The sequence below is a fragment of the Stutzerimonas nitrititolerans genome (assembly GCF_003696285.1).
In the GTDB taxonomy this organism is placed as follows: Bacteria; Pseudomonadota; Gammaproteobacteria; order Pseudomonadales; family Pseudomonadaceae; genus Stutzerimonas; species Stutzerimonas nitrititolerans.
The window spans coordinates 27,548-43,901 of the sequence record NZ_RFFL01000005.1 but is presented as its reverse complement, the minus strand read 5'-3'; the positions used below and the strand labels follow the sequence as shown (position 1 = coordinate 43,901).

Below are 16,354 nucleotides of genomic sequence, written 5' to 3'. Positions count from 1 at the left end.
GCGTTCCTTGTTGTAGTGACGGTTGCGGAATCGTCGAAGCCCCCGCTCGGAGGCGCTTCGTCTACAGCCCCTGTTCGCTCAGCCAGAGATTGACGGCCGCCAGTTGCCAGAGCTTGGAGCCACGCAGCGGCGTCAGTTGGCCATAGGGATCGCTGAGCAGCCGGTCCAGCGCCTGCGGGTTGTACAGGCCGCGTTCCTGGCTGGGGTCGAGCAGCAGCTCGCGCACCCAGTTGAAGGTTTCGCCTTCCAGGTGCTTCAGGCCCGGAACCGGGAAATAGCCCTTGGGCCGGTCGATCACTTCGGCCGGGATGACCCTGCGTGAGGCTTCCTTGAGCACATATTTGCCGCCACCGGGGAGCTTGTATTTCGCCGGAATCCGCGCCGAAAGCTCGGCGACGTTGTGATCGAGGAAGGGCACGCGGGCTTCCAGACCCCAGGCCATGGTCATGTTGTCCACGCGCTTGACCGGGTCTTCCACCAGCATCACCGTGCTGTCGATGCGCAGCGCCTTGTCCACGGCTGCGTCCGCACCGGACTGGGCGAAGTGCTGGCGCACGAAGTCGCCGGAGAAATCGCCCTGCGCCCATTGCTTTTGCATGGTCTCGGCGTATTCCTCGTAGCTGCGGTCGCGGAAGGCGGCGAGATAGGCCGCAGCCGGGTCCTCGGCGCCGTCGACCTGCGGATACCAGTGATAGCCGGCGAACAGCTCATCGGCACCCTGGCCGCTCTGCACCACCTTGCAGTGCTTGGAAACCTCGCGCGACAGCAGGTAGAAGGCGATGCAATCGTGGCTGACCATCGGTTCGCTCATCGCCTGGAAGGCGGCGGGTAGCTGCTGGAGAATCTCCTTTTCCTGGATGCGCAGTTGGTGATGGCGGGTCTGGTAGTGGTTGGCGATCAGGTCGGAGTACTTGAATTCATCGCCGCGCTCGCCACCGGCATCCTCGAAGCCGATGGAAAAGGTCAGCAGGTTGTCCGCCGCCCCGGCCTCGCGCAGCAGCCCGACCAGCAGGCTGGAATCGACACCGCCGGACAGCAGTACGCCGACGTCCACGGCCGCTCGCTGGCGCAACGCGACGGATTCACGCAGTGCTGCCAGGGTGCGCTCCTGCCAGTCCTCGAATGTGTAGTTCTGCTCGTCCTCGCGGGCGCCGAACGGCAACGACCACCAGCGCTGCTGCTCGATCCGGCCATCGGCCTGCACGCGTAGCCAGTGCCCCGGCGGCATCTTCTCGATCCCGGCGATCAGGGTATCGGGCGCCGGCACCACGGCGTGAAAACTCATGTAGTGGTTGAGTGCCACCGGGTTCAGCACGCCGGCGATGTCGCCACCCTTGAGCAGCGCCGGCAGGCTCGAGGCGAAGCGCAAGCGGTCGGCGGTCTTCGACAGGTACAGCGGCTTGATGCCGAGGCGGTCGCGGGCAATGAACAGCTGCCGGCTGTCGCGCTCCCAGATGGCGAAGGCGAACATGCCGTTCAGGCGCGGCAGCAACGCTTCGCCCCAGGCGTGGTAACCCTTGAGCAGCACTTCGGTATCGCCCTGGGAAAAGAAGCTGTAGCCCAGCCCTTCGAGCTCGGCGCGCAGTTCGGGGTAGTTGTAGATGGCGCCGTTGAATACCATCGAGAGGCCCAGCGTCGGATCGATCATCGGCTGGCCCGAGGCCTCGCACAGATCCATGATCTTCAGCCGGCGGTGCCCCATGGCCATCGGGCCGGCGCTATGGAAGCCGCTCGCATCGGGGCCGCGTGCGGTGAGGTGTTGAGTGATGCGTTCGATCGCCCCCAGGTCGGCGGGTCGATCATCGAAACGAAATTCTCCAGCTATGCCACACATGAAAATCCTTACTTGTATTGGGGAGCCGTTGTCGTTTCGTCGCAGATCGCGAAAAAAACGCCAACGGACCCCGAGCGTTCGGGAGTGTGACTGGCCCCCGGAATGCGAAGTTCAGGTTTCCAGACCGGCGTGGTGCCGTGGGGGTGAATGGGTCCATGCGAGGCCAGTCGACCTTTTACAGAAGAACAAAGCCGAGCCGGCAGGTCAAATTCTGAGCAGTTCGTCGTGGCCGTATCGCCTACATCCGGAAGCCTTCGATGATGTGCTCGGCCAAGGTTTCGCTGGCCTGCGAACGATTGCGCTCGCTGCGCAGCAACATGATGCTGGCCAGCGGCAGTTCCGGCATGCCTTCCGCCTGGCCCAGCAGGCGCAGTTCGGGCGGCACCACGCTTTGCAGCTGAGCGGAAACTGCCAGTCCCGCGCCGACCACCGCCAGCAGCGCGGAAAGGCTGGGGCTGGTGTAGGCGACGCGGTAGGCGATGTCCAGCCCGTCCAGCGCATTGCACGCCCAGGCGCGGCAGAAACAGTCGGTGTTGAACATCGCCAGGGGGATCGGACGCTGTTCGTGGGTATTGAAGCCCGGTGCTTCGGCCCAGACGAAAGGCTCCCGACGCAGCAACTGGCCGATCTCCGTGCCGGGTTCGCGGGTGACGATGGACAGGTCCAGGTCCCGGCGTTGCAGCAGCAGGTAGGAGGGTTCGCAATGGACCTCGACCTGTACCAGCGGATAGCTCTGGGCGAAACGCGACAGGATCCCCGGCAGAAAGCGCATCACGTAGTCGTCCGGTGTGCCGATGCGCACCGAGCCGACCATGTGCGGCTCGCGCAGGGTGGTCAGCACCTCGCCGTGCAGTTTGAGAATCCGCCGCGCATAGCCGAGCAGCACCTGGCCTTCCGGCGTCAGCCGCACCTGGCGACCGTCGCGCTCGAACAGGGCGCGCTGCAGCACGTCCTCCTCGAGGCGCTTCATCTGCATGCTGATCGCCGATTGCGTGCGGTTCACCACCTCCGCGGCGCGGGTGAAGCCGCCGTGATCGGCAATCGCAACGAAGCTGCGCAGCAGTTCGGCATCGATGCTGGGGTAGCTGGCCATTCATCAATCTCCAAGATGTGTGCCATCAGAAACATTCGTTGGATTGATCCTACGCCCAGCAGGAAACTAGCGCCATTCACTTGGAGGGCGTTAGAGATGAAAGGTCAAAGCGCTTTTGTGCAACGGGTCCATACCCCGTCATTCAACCTGCAGTCCTTGTCGGTCGTGGTACATGCTGCCTGGGCTCGCCTGGTCCGCTGGCAGATGCTTCATCGCCAGCGCCAGCAGCTCGCCGCACTCAGCGACGAGATGCTCAAGGACATCGGTCGCAGCCGCGCCGACGTCGAGGCGGAAGTGAGCAGGCCGTTCTGGGACGATCCACTGCGTCGCCGTTGAAATCACCTGCCTCGCCAACGTCTTCGCGACCTGCCAAGGCTGGTGCCGATCAGCGGCTCAGCTGCCGCGGATCAGCTTACGCAGCAGAAAGCGGCTGGGGTGACAGGCCTCGGCGATGGCGCGGGGTAGCGGCAGTGGCTCGCCGTCGATCCAGGCGGCCAGCAGCTCGCCGGACAGCGGCGTGGTGATCATGCCGCGCGAGCCGTGGGCGGTATTCACGTAAAGCCCGTCCAGCCAGGGGCAGGGCGTTTCCGGCACCTGACGCGCATCCTTGGCCAGCGCCGCGTAGGCCTCGGCGAATGCGGGCGCGTCGGCCAGCGGGCCGATGATCGGCAGGTAGTCGGGGCTGGTGCAGCGCATGGCGACGCGGCCAACCAGTTCGGTGGTGGCGCCTGTATCGGCCTGCAACCGCTGATACAGATCCGGCGATATCTCCTGGAGCATCTCGAGGTTGGAGCGATGTTCCGCTTCGCTGGGTGCCGGGTCCGTCTGCTCGAAATTGAAGCTGGCGCCCAGGGTGTGCTGGCCATCGCGTGGTGGCGCGACATAACCCTTGGCACAGAGCACGGTCTGTAGCGCGGTGCTTCGTTCGGTTGCCGGCAGGCCGGTGATCTGCCCGCGGATCCGCTTGAGCGGCAACCAGGCGCTCTGGTCGAATTGCGCCGCCTCGGCCGCGCCGGCCAGGACGACCACGGGCGCCTGCGCCAGCAGTCGCTCGCCGTCGAAGGCCAGCCACTGTTCATTCTCGCGGCGCAGCTGCAGCGGTTGCTGGTGGCGGCGCAGTTCGATGCCGGGACGCTCGATCATCCAGCGGCAGAGTGCCGGCGGGTGTGCCCAGCCGGCATCGGGGTAGAACAGGCCGCCGCCTGCCAGCGCCACGCCGGCAATCCGTTCGGCCTCGGCGCGATCCAGCGGCTGCAGAAGCGTTGCCGGAAAGGCCTCGGCCAGCCCGGCCTGGCGCTCGGTTTCCTTGTCGTCGTAGGCGAGTTGCAACACGCCGCAGGCATCCCAGTCACGACCGCGTTGCAGGTTCTGCAGCAGCCGGCGGGTATAGCCGAAGCCGCTGGCGACCAGCTGCGACAGCGCCGTGCCATGGGCCGACAGTTTCAGGTAAAGCACGCCCTGGGGATTGCCCGAACCTTCCTGGGCAATCTCGGCGTGACGTTCCAGCAGGGTCACCTGCCAGCCGCGTGCCGCCAGGCTGGCGGCGCTGGCGCAGCCGGCCAGCCCGGCGCCGATCACCAGTGCCTGACGCTGTGCGGGGCGGTGGCTGGGCCGCGCGTACCAGGGCTTCTCCGTCGTTGTCGGTTGCCCAGCGAAATGGCCGCGCAGGATCTCCCGTTTCGGCCCCCAGCCGGGGACGCGCTGCACCTCGAAGCCGACTGCGCCCAGCCCGCGACGGACGAAGCCGGCGCTGGTGAAGGTGCCGAAGGTGGTGCCTGGCGCGGACAGCCGCGCCATCTGGGCGAACAGTTCCGGCTGCCACATCTGCGGGTTCTTCGCCGGCGCGAAGCCATCGAGAAACCAGGCATCGATGCGTGCGTCCAGCTTCGCCAGGCACTCCAGCGCGTCGCCGACCAGCAGTGTGAGCGAGACGCGCCCATCGCCGAGCCGGAACTGCTGGAACCCGGGGTTGACCGCCACGTACTGCGCCAGCAACCGTTGCGCCAGCTCGTCCAGTTGCGGCCATAGCGCCAGTGCCCGGGCGAGGTCGTCGTGGGTCAGCGGATGTTTCTCCACGCTGACGAAATGCAGGCGCGCTCCTGCCGGGGCGTGCCGCTCGAACAGCTGCCAGGCGCAGAGGAAGTTCAAGCCGGTGCCGAAACCGGTCTCGCCGATGACCAGGCGCTCGCCAGGCTGGAGCGCGGCGAAGCGCGAGGCCAGGTCGTTCTGCGCCAGGAACACGTGGCTGGTTTCCTCGATGCCCGAGACGCGCGAGAAATACACGTCGCCGTATTGGCGCGATTGCGGCTGGCCGTTCTCGTCCCATTCGAGTTCGGCGTGCTGGAAACCGGCGGAAGCGGGAAGGTCGGACATCGAGTGGGCCCTGGCGAAAAGCGGCGATTTTACCAGCGGCGCCCGAGTCTTGGCGCATAACAGTTGTCGCAGCATGACGGCCGCAGCGTCGGGCTCGCCAAGCCTTTTGCTGGCCTGCTAATTTGTTGGCCCGGACGGGAGATGAAGATGTTCGAATCCGCTGAAATCGGCCACGCCATCGACAAGGCCAGCTATGACGCCGAGCTGCCCGCGCTGCGCGAGGCGCTGCTGCAGGCACAGTACCGGCTCAAGGAACAGGCGCGGCTGTCGGTGCTGATCCTGATCAATGGCATCGAGGGCGCCGGCAAGGGCGAGACCATCAAGCTGCTCAACGAATGGATGGACCCGCGGCTGATCCGCGTCGATCACTTCGATGTACCCAGCGACGAGGAACTCGCGCACCCGCCGGCGTGGCGTTACTGGCGACGCCTGCCGGAGAAGGGGCGCACCGGCATCTTCTTCGGCAACTGGTACAGCAAGATGCTGGAAGATCGCGTGCATGGCCGCATCGGCAAGTCCGACCTGGCGCTGGCCATCGACCGCGCCCAGCGCCTGGAACAGATGCTGTGCAAGGAAGGCGTGCTGATCTTCAAGCTCTGGTTCCACCTGTCCAAGGACCGAATGCTCGCTCGCCTGGATTCGCTCAAGGACGATCCGCTGCACAGCTGGCGCATCAGTCCGCTGGACTGGCAGCAGTCGAAGACCTACGACAAGTTCGTCCGCTACGGCGAACTGATCCTGCGCCGCAGCAGCCGCGATTTCGCACCCTGGTACGTGATCGAAGGCAGCGACGAGCGCTACCGCAGCCTGACCGCCGGCCGCCTGCTGCTCGAAGGCCTGAATGCCGCGCTGGATGGCGTCGACCAGCCACCGGCGCAGCCCCATGTGGCGCCGGCCGAACTGAACATCGACCGGCTGAGCCTGCTGGGCAGCCTGGATCTTGAGCAACGGCTGGGCAAGACCGAATACCAGCGGCAACTGGTGGAGGAGCAGGCGCGGCTCTCCCGCTTGCTGCGCGATCGACGCCTGCGCAAGCGCGGCGTGCTGGCATTGTTCGAGGGCCATGACGCGGCGGGCAAGGGCGGCGCCATCCGCCGCGTCACGGCTGCGCTGGACCCGCGTCTGTACCGCACCGTACAGGTTGCCGCGCCCACCGAAGACGAGCTGGCCCAGCCCTGGCTCTGGCGTTTCTGGCGCAACGTTCCGGGACGAGGGCAGTTCGCCATTTTCGATCGCTCCTGGTACGGCCGTGTGCTGGTCGAGCGCGTCGAGGGCTTCTGCACGCCCGAGCAGTGGCTGCGTGCCTACACCGAAATCAATGACTTCGAGGAGCAACTGGTCGAGGCGGGCGTGGTGGTGGTCAAGTTCTGGCTGTCGATCGACAAGCAGACCCAGCTGGAGCGCTTCAAGGAGCGCGAGAACACGCCCCACAAGCGCTTCAAGATCACCGAGGAAGACTGGCGCAACCGCGAAAAATGGGATGAATACGGCAACGCCGTGGCGGACATGGTGGACCGTACCAGCACCGAAATCGCGCCCTGGACGCTGGTGGAGGCCAACGACAAGCGCTTCGCCCGGGTCAAGGTCCTGCGGACGCTCAACGAGGCGCTGGAAGCGGCCATCGCCAAATAGCCGGCAAGGGGCGATGGCCGTTCATATATGGGCTGAATGGTCGTCGCCACGGTCGGCCCGTCGCAACTATTCTCGGTTCAACGTCAACAACAAGATTCCCGAGGTATGCCATGCGTGAAGTAGTGATCGTCGACAGCGTGCGGACCGGCCTGGCCAAGTCCTTCCGTGGCAAGTTCAACATGACCCGCCCGGACGACATGGCGGCCCATTGCGTGAACGCGCTGCTGACGCGCAACGACCTGGACCCCGCTCTGGTGGATGACTGCATCGTCGGCGCCGCTTCCAACGAAGGCGCGCAGGGCTACAACATCGGCCGCAACGTGGCCGTGCTGTCGCGCCTGGGCATCGACTGCCCGGGCATGACCCTGAACCGCTACTGCTCCTCGGGATTGCAGGCCATCGCCATGGCCGCCAACCAGATCGCCTCCGGCTGCAGCGACGTGATCGTCGCCGGCGGGGTCGAATCCATCAGCCTGACGCTCAACAGCAAGAACACCGATCACCTGTTCAACCCCATCATCCAGGCGCAGGTACCGGGCATCTATCACAGTATGGGGCAGACCGCCGAACGGGTCGCTCGTTGCTATGACGTGACCCGCGAGCAGCAGGACATCTATGCCCTGCAAAGCCAGCAGCGCACCGCCCGCGCCCAGGCGGCGGGCCTGTTCGCCGACGAGATCGTGCCGATGAACGTGCGCTATTTCACCGAGGACAAGCAAACCGGTGTGCGCACCGAGCACGAAGGCGTGGTAGACCGCGACGACTGCAATCGCCCCGATACCACGCTTGAAAGCCTGTCGGGCCTCAAGCCGGTATTCGCCGAGGATGGTTCGGTCACCGCCGGCAACGCGTCGCAGCTGTCCGATGGCGCCTCCATGACGCTGGTGATGAGCCTGGACAAGGCCATCGAGCTGGGTCTCAAGCCACGGGCGTTCTTCCGCGGATTCACCGTGGCCGGTTGCGAACCGGATGAAATGGGCATCGGCCCGGTATTCTCGGTGCCGAAGCTGCTCAAGGCCAACGGGTTGCAGGTGGCCGACATCGACCTGTGGGAGCTCAACGAAGCCTTCGCCTCGCAGTGCCTGTACTGCCGCGACCGGCTGGAAATCGACAATGAGAAGTTCAACGTCAGCGGTGGCTCCATCGCCATCGGCCATCCTTTTGGCATGACCGGCTCGCGCACCACGGGCCACATCATCCGCGAACTGCAGCGCCGCAACCTGCGCTATGGCGTGGTGACCATGTGCGTGGGCGGCGGCATGGGCGCGTCGGGGCTGTTCGAAGCAGTGCGCTGAGTTACAGCTGATCGCCGCGGGTTTTCGTAAGGGGCCCGCAGTTATCACCTTGCCTTTCTTGTAGGAGCGAGCTTGCTCGCGATCATGCTGACTCGGTGCGGCAGCGGATCGCGAGCAAGCTCGCTCCTACGAGTATCTGCAGGTCTCGGCGCCGCTTAACCGTGGGTGTTTCCCAGCATGGTTTCCGGGCGCACCCACTGGTCGAACTCCTCGTTGCTCAGATAGCCGAGCTCCAGCGCCGCCTCGCGCAGGGTGCTGCCCTCGGCATAGGCCTTCTTGGCGATTTCCGCGGCCTTGTCGTAGCCGATGTGCGGGTTCAGGGCGGTCACCAGCATCAGGCCACGCTCCAGATGCTCAGCCATGCGCTCGGTGTCCGGCTCCATGCCGGCGATGCAGTGGCTGTTGAAGTTGCGACAGCCATCGGCCAGCAATCGGATCGATTCCAGCAGGTTGTGAATGATCACCGGCTTGAACACGTTCAGCTGCAGGTGCCCCTGACTGGCGGCGAAACCGATGGTCACGTCGTTGCCCATGACCTGGCAGGCGAGCATCGACAGCGCTTCGCACTGGGTCGGGTTGACCTTGCCGGGCATGATCGAGCTGCCCGGTTCGTTGGCCGGCAGGCGTACTTCGGCAAGGCCGCCGCGTGGGCCGGAGCCGAGCAGACGCAGGTCGTTGGCGATCTTCATCAGAGCCACGGCCAGGGTTTTCAGCGCACCGGACAAGGTCACCAGCGGCTCATGCCCGGACAGCGCGGCGAACTTGTTCGGCGCCGAGACAAAGGGCAAGCCGGACAGCGCCGCCAGTTCCGCCGCGACCGCATCGGCAAACCCCTGCGGCGCATTGAGCCCCGTGCCCACTGCGGTGCCGCCCTGAGCCAGTTCGAGCACCGCCGGCAGCGCCTGGCGGATGGCGCGCTCGGCAATGTCCAGTTGCGCGACGAAGGCTGACAGCTCCTGGCCGAAAGTGACCGGCGTGGCGTCCATCATGTGGGTCCGCCCGGTCTTGACCAGCTTGCCGTGGCGCGCCGCCTGTTCGGCCAGGCCACCGGACAGTTCGGCGATGGCGGGCAGCAATTGATCGTGGATCGCCCTGGCGGCAGCGATGTGCATGGCGGTGGGGAAGCAGTCGTTGGAGCTCTGGGCGCGATTGACGTGATCGTTGGGATGCACCGGGCTCTTGCCGCCGCGGGTGCCGCCGGCCAGTTCGTTGGCGCGGCCGGCGATCACTTCGTTGACGTTCATGTTGCTCTGGGTGCCGCTCCCGGTCTGCCAGACCACCAGCGGGAACTGGTCGTCGTGCTGGCCGTGGAGAATCTCATCGGCGGCTTGTTCGATCAGGCGGGCGATGTCCGGGGGCAGGTCGCCGATGCGGTCATTGACTCGCGCCGCCGCCTTCTTGATCAGCGCCAGACCATGCAGGACGGCAAGCGGCATGCGCTGATCGCCGATCTCGAAGTTGGCCAGCGAGCGCTGCGTCTGTGCGCCCCAGTACGCGTGCTCCGGCACTTCGACGGGACCCAGGCTATCGGTTTCAGTACGTGTCATGCCGTTTGCTCCGTTGATGGACGATCGAGTTTAGGCTGTCATGAGCGGGAGCAGGTTCCCGCGTTCCTTGAGCGATGGGAACTCCGCGCGCAGAATGTGTCCATTGAGGGCTATCTATTGCCCGTATGAGGAAAGTTTTATGTCCCTGCTTCGCATGTTCGGCCTTTGCAGCGCCGTGTTTTTTGCCCTGATCAGCGCCCAGGCCGGCGCGGACAGCTCCAGCCATGCCGCCGAGGCCGAGCGCTTCCTGAAACTGGCCAAGGCGGATCGCCTGACGGTGCCGGTCTATGCTCAGGTCCAGCAGATGTTCGCCCAGCGTTTTGCCGAAACCCAGGCGCCGGAAAGCAAGAAGGCCTCGCTCGAGCGCTACCAGTCCAAGGCCGATGCCGAGCTGGACAAGGCCATCGGCTGGGACAAGCTCAAGCCCGAGTTGGTCGCGATCTACACCAGTGAATTCAGCGAGCGCGAGCTGGAAAAGCTGAACGAGTTCTACGAGTCCGCCCTTGGCAAGAAAATGCTCGCCAAGCTGCCCGAGCTCAACGCCCGCTCCGCCCAGTTGACGCAGTCCAAGCTCGAAGGCGCAGTGCCCCAGGTGAACAAGCTGCTGGCCGACATGACCGCCGAACTCGATACCCAAAAGAAGCCCTGACGGAGTTAGCCAGGCATGACCAAGCTGAACGCGATTGAAAACGCCCTGCAGGCCCTGCAGCCCGAACACCTCCAAGTGCTGGATGAGAGCCACATGCACAGCCGGGGGCAGGAGACCCACTACAAGGCGGTGATCGTCAGCCCGCACTTCGCCGGGCTGAACTCGGTGAAGCGCCACCAGAAGGCCTATGCGGCGATGGGCGAGCTGATGCAGCAGATCCATGCCCTGGCGCTGCATACCTACACGCCGGAAGAATGGCAGCAGCAGGGCGTCGCGCCGGCTTCGCCGGTCTGCGCAGGTGGGCACAAGTAGCCACCTGACGGTTGCCTGAAAACAACTGCACGTTTGTTGATAGAATGCGCGTCGCGCCGGCTCACGCCGGCGTTGTCGTTTTCGCATTCCCGGTCCGTCCTTTACGAGGACGACCACTGGAGGACATTTCCGCATGACCCAGAAGATCGTCGTCGCGGCGCTGTACAAGTTCGTCTCCCTGCCGGACTACGTCGCGTTGCGTGAGCCGCTGCTCGAAACCCTCGAAAGCAATGGCATCAAGGGCACGCTGCTGCTGGCCGAGGAAGGCATCAATGGCACCGTGTCCGGCAGCCGCGAAGGTATCGATGCGCTGCTGGCCTGGTTCAGCCGCGACCCGCGCCTGGCCGATATCGACCACAAGGAATCCTGCTGCGACGAACAGCCGTTCTACCGCACCAAGGTCAAGCTGAAAAAAGAAATCGTCACCCTCGGCGTGCCGGGCGTCGATCCCAACCAGCGCGTCGGAACCTACATCGAGCCCAAGGACTGGAACGCGCTGATCGCCGATCCCGAGGTGCTGCTGATCGACACCCGCAACGACTACGAAGTGGCCATCGGCACCTTCGAGGGCGCGATCGACCCGCAGACCAAGTCTTTCCGCGAGTTCCCGGACTACATCAAGGCGCATTACGACCCGGCGAAACACAAGAAGGTCGCGATGTTCTGCACCGGCGGCATCCGTTGCGAAAAGGCTTCCAGCTACATGCTGGGCGAGGGCTTCGAAGAGGTCTATCACCTCAAGGGCGGCATTCTCAAATACCTGGAAGAGGTACCCCAGGACGAGAGTCGCTGGCAGGGCGACTGCTTCGTGTTCGACAACCGGGTGACGGTGCGGCACGATCTCAGCGAAGGCGACTTCGATCAGTGCCATGCCTGTCGCACGCCGGTTTCGGCGCAGGACCGCCAGTCGGAGCATTACGTGCCCGGCATCAGCTGTCCGCATTGCTGGAACACACTGAGCGAGAAGACCCGCACCAGCGCCCGCGAGCGGCAGAGACAGATCGAACTGGCACTCAAGCGCAACCAGCCGCATCCCATCGGTTACAACTACCGTAAACAGGGTGCGTAACGGCCCGGGTTCAGGAGCACCGATGACCACTCGACTGATCTACGTGATGGACCCGATGTGCTCCTGGTGCTGGGGCTTCGCGCCGGTGGCCCGCGCATTGGCGGCGCAGGCCGGGGAAAAAGGAATCGAGATGCAGCTGGTGGTCGGCGGTCTGCGGCGCGAACGGATGGCCATGGATGCCGCCGGTCGCCAGCGCACCCTGGGCTACTGGCGCGCGGTGCATGAGGCCAGTGGTCAGCCGTTCGACCTGGAAGCCGGGTTGCCGGACGGCCTGGTCTACGACACCGAACCGGCGTGCCGCGCGCTGGTGACGGCGCGCAGTTTCGACGAGCATCTTGCCTGGCCGCTGGCCATGCGCATCCAGCAGGCGTTCTATACCGAACGCTGCGACGTCACGCGGCCGCAACGCCTGGCCGATCTGGCCGAGGCGGTTGGCCTGACGCGCGGAGAGTTCGCCGATCGCTTCGACTCACAGGCCATTCGCGATGCCACCGAGGCGGATTTCCAGTGGGCGCGCAACCTGGGCATCGCCGGATTTCCGACCCTGCTCGCCAAGCGGCACGGCCAACTGGCGCTGCTGACCAACGGCTACCAGCCTCTCGAGACACTGAGCCCGCTGCTGGCTCGCTGGCTGGAGCACAACGTCCATGCCTGATCGGCTCAGCTGGGCGGAGATTCGCCGGCTTGCCCTGCAGCACCGCAAGGCACTGGTGCTGGCCAATCTGATCGCCGTGCTGGCGACCCTGTGCAGCGTGCCCATTCCCCTGTTGTTGCCGCTGCTGGTCGACGAAGTGCTGCTCGGCGACGGCAACACCGCCCTGCAGATCATGGATCGCGTGCTGCCGACGGGCTGGCAGACGGCACTCGGCTATATCGGCCTGATGCTCTGCCTGACGCTGTTGCTGCGCGGCTGTTCGCTACTGTTCAACGTGTTGCAGGCGCGGCTGTTCGCGCAGCTGTCCAAGGATGTCGTCTATCGCATTCGGGTGCGGTTGATCGAGCGTCTCAAGCGCATCGCGCTCGGCGAATACGAAAGCCTCGGCGGCGGTACCGTGGCCGCGCACCTGGTCACCGATCTGGAGACCATCGACAAGTTCATCGGCGAAACCCTGAGCCGCCTGCTGGTCGCCGTGCTGTCCATCTTCGGTACCGCGGCGATCCTGCTGTGGATGCATTGGCAACTGGCGCTGCTGATCCTGCTGTTCAACCCGCTGGTGATCTACGCTACGGTGCAGCTGGGCAAGCGCGTCAAGCACCTGAAGAAGCTGGAGAACGACAGCACCTCGCGCTTCACCCAGGCGCTCACCGAAACGCTGGATGCCATCCAGGAAGTCAGGGCCGGCAATCGTCAGGGCTACTTTCTCGGCCGTCTCGGCCTGCGCGCCCGCGAGGTGCGCGACCATGCCGTGGCTTCGCAATGGAAGACCGATGCCTCCAACCGTGCCAGTGGCCTGCTGTTCCAGTTCGGCATCGACGTGTTCCGGGCGGCGGCGATGCTCACGGTGCTGTTCTCCGACCTGTCCATCGGCCAGATGCTGGCGGTGTTCAGCTACCTCTGGTTCATGATCGGTCCGGTGGAGCAGTTGCTCAGCCTGCAATATGCCTTCTACGCGGCCGGCGGCGCGCTGTCGCGGATCAACGAACTGCTGGGGCGCGCGGACGAGCCGCAGTACGAAGGCGGGTGCAATCCGTTCGCCGGCAATCGGACGGTGGGCATCGAGGTGCGCGGCCTGCAGTTTTCCTATCAGGACGAACCGGTGCTCGAGGGGCTGGATCTGAGCATCGCACCGGGCGAGAAGGTCGCCATCGTCGGAGCCAGCGGTGGCGGCAAGAGCACGCTGGTGCAGCTGCTGCTCGGCCTGTACCAGCCCCAGGGCGGGCAGATCCGTTATGGCGGCGCCAGCCTGGAGCAGATCGGCCTCGAGACCGTGCGCGAACATGTGGCCGTGGTGCTGCAGCATCCGGCGCTGTTCAACGACAGCGTGCGCGCGAACCTGTGCATGGGGCGCGAGCGCAGTGACGAGGATTGCTGGCACGCGCTGGAAATCGCCCAGCTGGCCGAGACCATCCGCCAGTTGCCCAACGGCCTGGACAGCATCGTCGGGCGTGCCGGCGTGCGGCTCTCCGGCGGGCAGCGCCAGCGGCTGGCGGTGGCGCGCATGATCCTGGCTCAGCCGAGCGTGGTGATTCTCGACGAGGCCACCTCGGCGCTCGACGCGGCCACCGAATATGCCCTGCACGAGGGGCTCGGGCGCTTTCTGCAAGGACGCACGACGCTGATCATTGCCCACCGTCTGTCGGCGGTTAAACAGGCCGACAGGGTCCTGGTATTCGACGGCGGGCGCATCGCCGAGCAGGGCGAGCATCAGCAGCTGATCGCAGACGGCGGGCTCTACGCCAGGCTGTATGGACATCTGCAGCATTGAGAAATGCGCAGCGCTACGCAGGTCTGAAGCGCCACTGGTGGGACTTTTCAGTAAAGGCTGGCCATTGGCCTGTACAGATTGTTTTAATGGCGCCGGATTTTTGCCTTCACTTTGGTTCGGCGCTGCCGATCAATGACTGAGCACGTTTTTTCAGGACGCCACGATGCAGTTCGCTATCCTCACCAATCTTTCCGTCGGCAAGAAATTGCTGCTGGGTTTCGCCACCGTGCTTCTACTGACCCTGGCGGTGGCCGGTACCGGTTTCTATGTGGTCGACTCGAACGTCACCCGTGCCAGCCAGATGAACCAGCTGGCCAGCATCGATGCGGCGATCCATGCGGCGCGTGGCCTGGAGCGCGACTATGCGCTGACCCGCAGCGAGGCCTCGGCCACTGCGCTGGGCGAAACCATGGCCAAGCTCAATCGCGAACTGGACCAGCTGGCTGCGGCTTCGGCCGGTGAAAGCCAGGCGCATCTGCAGAAGATCCGCGCGGCCGCAGCCGATTATGCGCAGCAGTTTTCCCGATATCGCGAGTTGATCGGCCAGGGCATCCAGATGCGCGCCCGGATGGAACAGGCCGCGCAGCTCAGCCGCGAGGAGTTCGAGTTCATCGAACTCGATATGTACGATGCCGTGCGCCTGCTCCGGCTGGAGGGCGACCGCCTCAAGGGCAGCGATCCGCTGACCATCGCCGAGGCGACCTCGGGGCTGACCAAGAACGTGCTTGACCTGCGTACCCTGGAAAATGTCTTCATCAGCAACGGTTCCGAAGCGGCCGTGGAGCGCTGGAACGAAATCTACGAGGATGTCACCCGGATCGGCGGCGGCCTGAAGATCTGGCTCAACGACGACCAGAAAACCACCATGGACGGCGCCCTGGGTGCGCTGGTGAACTATCAGGAAACCTTCGCCGAGTTCCGCCGCAACCGCGGCGAGCGCGTTGCCCTCGAGCAGGCGATGGCCGAGCAGTCGCAGGTGGTCATCGCGGTTGTCGACGAAGCCCTGGCCCTTTCCACCGCGGCGATGCACGAGCAACGCAGCCGGGCCAACGTGTTGCTTGTGGTGATCACGGTGCTGGCGGTGCTGTTCGGCCTGCTGGCCGCCGCGACCATCACCCGGATGATCCTGGTGCCGCTGCGCTACACCGTGCAACTGGCGCAGCGGGTGGCCAGTGGTGATCTCACCCAGTCGCAGACGGTCACGCGACGGGACGAACTGGGTCAGCTGCAACAGGCCATGGCCGACATGACGCAGAGCCTGCGCACGCTGATCGGGCGTATCGGCGGCGGCGTTTCGCAGATCGCCACGGCCGCCGAGCAGCTTTCCGCGGTGACCGCGCAGACCAGTGCCGGTGTGCAGAAGCAGCGCGTCGAAACCGAACAGGTGGTGACCGCCATTCACCAGATGGCAGCCACCGTGCAGGAAGTGGCGCAGAACGCCGAGCGGGCATCGCTTGCGGCGCGAGAGGCCGATCGGCAGGCGCGCCAGGGTGATCTGGTGGTGCAGGATGCGGCGGGGCAGGTCGGCAATCTCGCCGGCGAGGTCGAGCAGTCGGCCCATGCCATCGAGGCGCTGCACGCCGAAAGCGGGCGCATCGGCAGCGTGCTGGAAGTCATCCGCGCGGTCGCCGAGCAGACCAACCTGCTGGCGCTCAACGCTGCCATCGAAGCGGCACGCGCCGGCGAGCAGGGCCGTGGTTTCGCCGTGGTGGCCGATGAAGTGCGGGCACTGGCGCGGCGCACCCATGATTCCACCGAGGAAATCGAAGGCCTGATCGGCAATCTGCAGCGCGTTGCGCAGCAGGCGGTCGAGCAGATGCAGAGCAGCCGCAATCTCACCCAGCGCACCGTCGAGTTGGCCAACGAAGCCGGCGCGGCGCTGGGTCATATCACCGAGTCGGTGTCCACCATCGAGCAGATGAACCAGCAGATCGCCGCGGCGGCGGAAGAGCAGAGTGCCGTGGCGGAAAACATTTCCGAGAGCGTGACGCGGGTGCACGACATCGGCGAGCAGAGCGCTAGCGCCAGCGAACAGACCGCCAGCGCCAGCGCCGAACTGGCTCGCCTGGGTACCGAACTGCAAGGGCTGGTCGGCCAGTTCCGCACCTGACGCCGGAACCTGGG

13 protein-coding genes are annotated in these 16,354 nt (G+C 65.1%); 9 read left to right on the top strand and 4 right to left on the bottom strand.

The window, feature by feature from the left end:
* Positions 1 to 61: 61 nt before the first annotated feature.
* Both EA795_RS07470 and EA795_RS07465 read right to left on the bottom strand, forming a co-directional pair.
* Positions 62 to 1,834 carry an N-acetylglutaminylglutamine amidotransferase gene (locus EA795_RS07470; RefSeq protein WP_122076414.1) on the bottom strand — a complete coding sequence of 591 codons (1,773 nt, stop codon included), beginning with the start codon at positions 1,832 to 1,834 and terminating at the stop codon, positions 62 to 64.
* Positions 1,835 to 2,072: 238 nt separating this feature from the next.
* Positions 2,073 to 2,927, bottom strand: a complete 855-nt coding sequence (locus EA795_RS07465) for a LysR substrate-binding domain-containing protein (protein ID WP_014852188.1) — start codon at positions 2,925 to 2,927, stop codon at positions 2,073 to 2,075.
* A 96-nt stretch (positions 2,928 to 3,023) separates the two neighbouring features.
* On the opposite strand from EA795_RS07465, the gene EA795_RS07460 reads away from it, so the two are divergent.
* Entirely contained in the window at positions 3,024 to 3,263 is a 240-nt protein-coding gene (locus EA795_RS07460; protein ID WP_122076412.1) for a DUF1127 domain-containing protein, read from the top strand.
* A gap of 57 nt (positions 3,264 to 3,320) precedes the next feature.
* Here EA795_RS07460 and mnmC read toward each other — a convergent pair whose 3' ends face one another.
* Positions 3,321 to 5,300, bottom strand: a complete 1,980-nt coding sequence (gene mnmC, locus EA795_RS07455) for a bifunctional tRNA (5-methylaminomethyl-2-thiouridine)(34)-methyltransferase MnmC2/FAD-dependent 5-carboxymethylaminomethyl-2-thiouridine(34) oxidoreductase MnmC1 (RefSeq protein ID WP_122076680.1) — start codon at positions 5,298 to 5,300, stop codon at positions 3,321 to 3,323.
* 147 nt (positions 5,301 to 5,447) lie between these two features.
* On the opposite strand from mnmC, the gene pap reads away from it, so the two are divergent.
* Together pap and EA795_RS07445 are read left to right on the top strand one after the other, a co-directional pair.
* Entirely contained in the window at positions 5,448 to 6,932 is a 1,485-nt protein-coding gene (pap, locus tag EA795_RS07450) for a polyphosphate:AMP phosphotransferase (protein WP_122076410.1), read from the top strand.
* Positions 6,933 to 7,042: 110 nt separating this feature from the next.
* A complete protein-coding gene (locus EA795_RS07445; RefSeq protein WP_122076408.1) occupies positions 7,043 to 8,227 on the top strand; it encodes a thiolase family protein in 1,185 nt (394 codons plus the stop codon).
* Between the two features lie 155 nt (positions 8,228 to 8,382).
* Here EA795_RS07445 and EA795_RS07440 read toward each other — a convergent pair whose 3' ends face one another.
* Positions 8,383 to 9,774 carry a class II fumarate hydratase gene (locus tag EA795_RS07440; RefSeq protein WP_014852193.1) on the bottom strand — a complete coding sequence of 464 codons (1,392 nt, stop codon included), beginning with the start codon at positions 9,772 to 9,774 and terminating at the stop codon, positions 8,383 to 8,385.
* 139 nt (positions 9,775 to 9,913) lie between these two features.
* Between EA795_RS07440 and EA795_RS07435 the strand changes: the two genes are divergently transcribed.
* The 6 genes from EA795_RS07435 (at position 9,914) to EA795_RS07410 (ending at position 16,340) form a co-directional block, all read left to right on the top strand.
* Positions 9,914 to 10,423 carry a DUF2059 domain-containing protein gene (locus tag EA795_RS07435; protein ID WP_122076406.1) on the top strand — a complete coding sequence of 170 codons (510 nt, stop codon included), beginning with the start codon at positions 9,914 to 9,916 and terminating at the stop codon, positions 10,421 to 10,423.
* A gap of 15 nt (positions 10,424 to 10,438) precedes the next feature.
* A complete protein-coding gene (locus tag EA795_RS07430; protein WP_014852195.1) occupies positions 10,439 to 10,735 on the top strand; it encodes a BolA family protein in 297 nt (98 codons plus the stop codon).
* A 133-nt stretch (positions 10,736 to 10,868) separates the two neighbouring features.
* Positions 10,869 to 11,804: an oxygen-dependent tRNA uridine(34) hydroxylase TrhO gene (gene trhO, locus EA795_RS07425; RefSeq protein ID WP_122076405.1), complete on the top strand. Its 936-nt coding sequence runs from the start codon at positions 10,869 to 10,871 to the stop codon at positions 11,802 to 11,804.
* 22 nt (positions 11,805 to 11,826) lie between these two features.
* Positions 11,827 to 12,459 (top strand): DsbA family protein, encoded by a 633-nt coding sequence (locus tag EA795_RS07420; protein WP_014852197.1) that lies wholly within the window; start codon positions 11,827 to 11,829, stop codon positions 12,457 to 12,459.
* The gene (locus tag EA795_RS07415; protein ID WP_014852198.1) at positions 12,452 to 14,230 is read left to right on the top strand and encodes an ABC transporter ATP-binding protein; all 1,779 of its coding nucleotides are present in this window, start codon (positions 12,452 to 12,454) and stop codon (positions 14,228 to 14,230) included. Before EA795_RS07420 ends, EA795_RS07415 begins: the two co-directional genes overlap by 8 nt.
* A gap of 163 nt (positions 14,231 to 14,393) precedes the next feature.
* Positions 14,394 to 16,340, top strand: coding sequence for a HAMP domain-containing methyl-accepting chemotaxis protein (locus tag EA795_RS07410; protein WP_122076403.1), 1,947 nt, complete (start codon positions 14,394 to 14,396; stop codon positions 16,338 to 16,340).
* The last annotated feature ends 14 nt before the right edge of the window (positions 16,341 to 16,354 follow it).

Excerpts from the sequence above, each read along its gene's own strand:
- mnmC (WP_122076680.1), bottom strand. The coding sequence starts at position 5,300 with ATGTCCGACCTTCCCGCTTCCGCCGGTTTCCAGCACGCCGAACTCGAA.
- EA795_RS07420 (WP_014852197.1), top strand. The coding sequence starts at position 11,827 with ATGACCACTCGACTGATCTACGTGATGGACCCGATGTGCTCCTGGTGC.
- EA795_RS07445 (WP_122076408.1), top strand. The coding sequence starts at position 7,043 with ATGCGTGAAGTAGTGATCGTCGACAGCGTGCGGACCGGCCTGGCCAAG.
- pap (WP_122076410.1), top strand. The coding sequence starts at position 5,448 with ATGTTCGAATCCGCTGAAATCGGCCACGCCATCGACAAGGCCAGCTAT.
- EA795_RS07415 (WP_014852198.1), top strand. The coding sequence starts at position 12,452 with ATGCCTGATCGGCTCAGCTGGGCGGAGATTCGCCGGCTTGCCCTGCAG.
- EA795_RS07410 (WP_122076403.1), top strand. The coding sequence starts at position 14,394 with ATGCAGTTCGCTATCCTCACCAATCTTTCCGTCGGCAAGAAATTGCTG.
- trhO (WP_122076405.1), top strand. The coding sequence starts at position 10,869 with ATGACCCAGAAGATCGTCGTCGCGGCGCTGTACAAGTTCGTCTCCCTG.
- EA795_RS07440 (WP_014852193.1), bottom strand. The coding sequence starts at position 9,774 with ATGACACGTACTGAAACCGATAGCCTGGGTCCCGTCGAAGTGCCGGAG.
- EA795_RS07465 (WP_014852188.1), bottom strand. The coding sequence starts at position 2,927 with ATGGCCAGCTACCCCAGCATCGATGCCGAACTGCTGCGCAGCTTCGTT.
- EA795_RS07460 (WP_122076412.1), top strand. The coding sequence starts at position 3,024 with ATGAAAGGTCAAAGCGCTTTTGTGCAACGGGTCCATACCCCGTCATTC.
- EA795_RS07430 (WP_014852195.1), top strand. The coding sequence starts at position 10,439 with ATGACCAAGCTGAACGCGATTGAAAACGCCCTGCAGGCCCTGCAGCCC.
- EA795_RS07470 (WP_122076414.1), bottom strand. The coding sequence starts at position 1,834 with ATGTGTGGCATAGCTGGAGAATTTCGTTTCGATGATCGACCCGCCGAC.
- EA795_RS07435 (WP_122076406.1), top strand. The coding sequence starts at position 9,914 with ATGTCCCTGCTTCGCATGTTCGGCCTTTGCAGCGCCGTGTTTTTTGCC.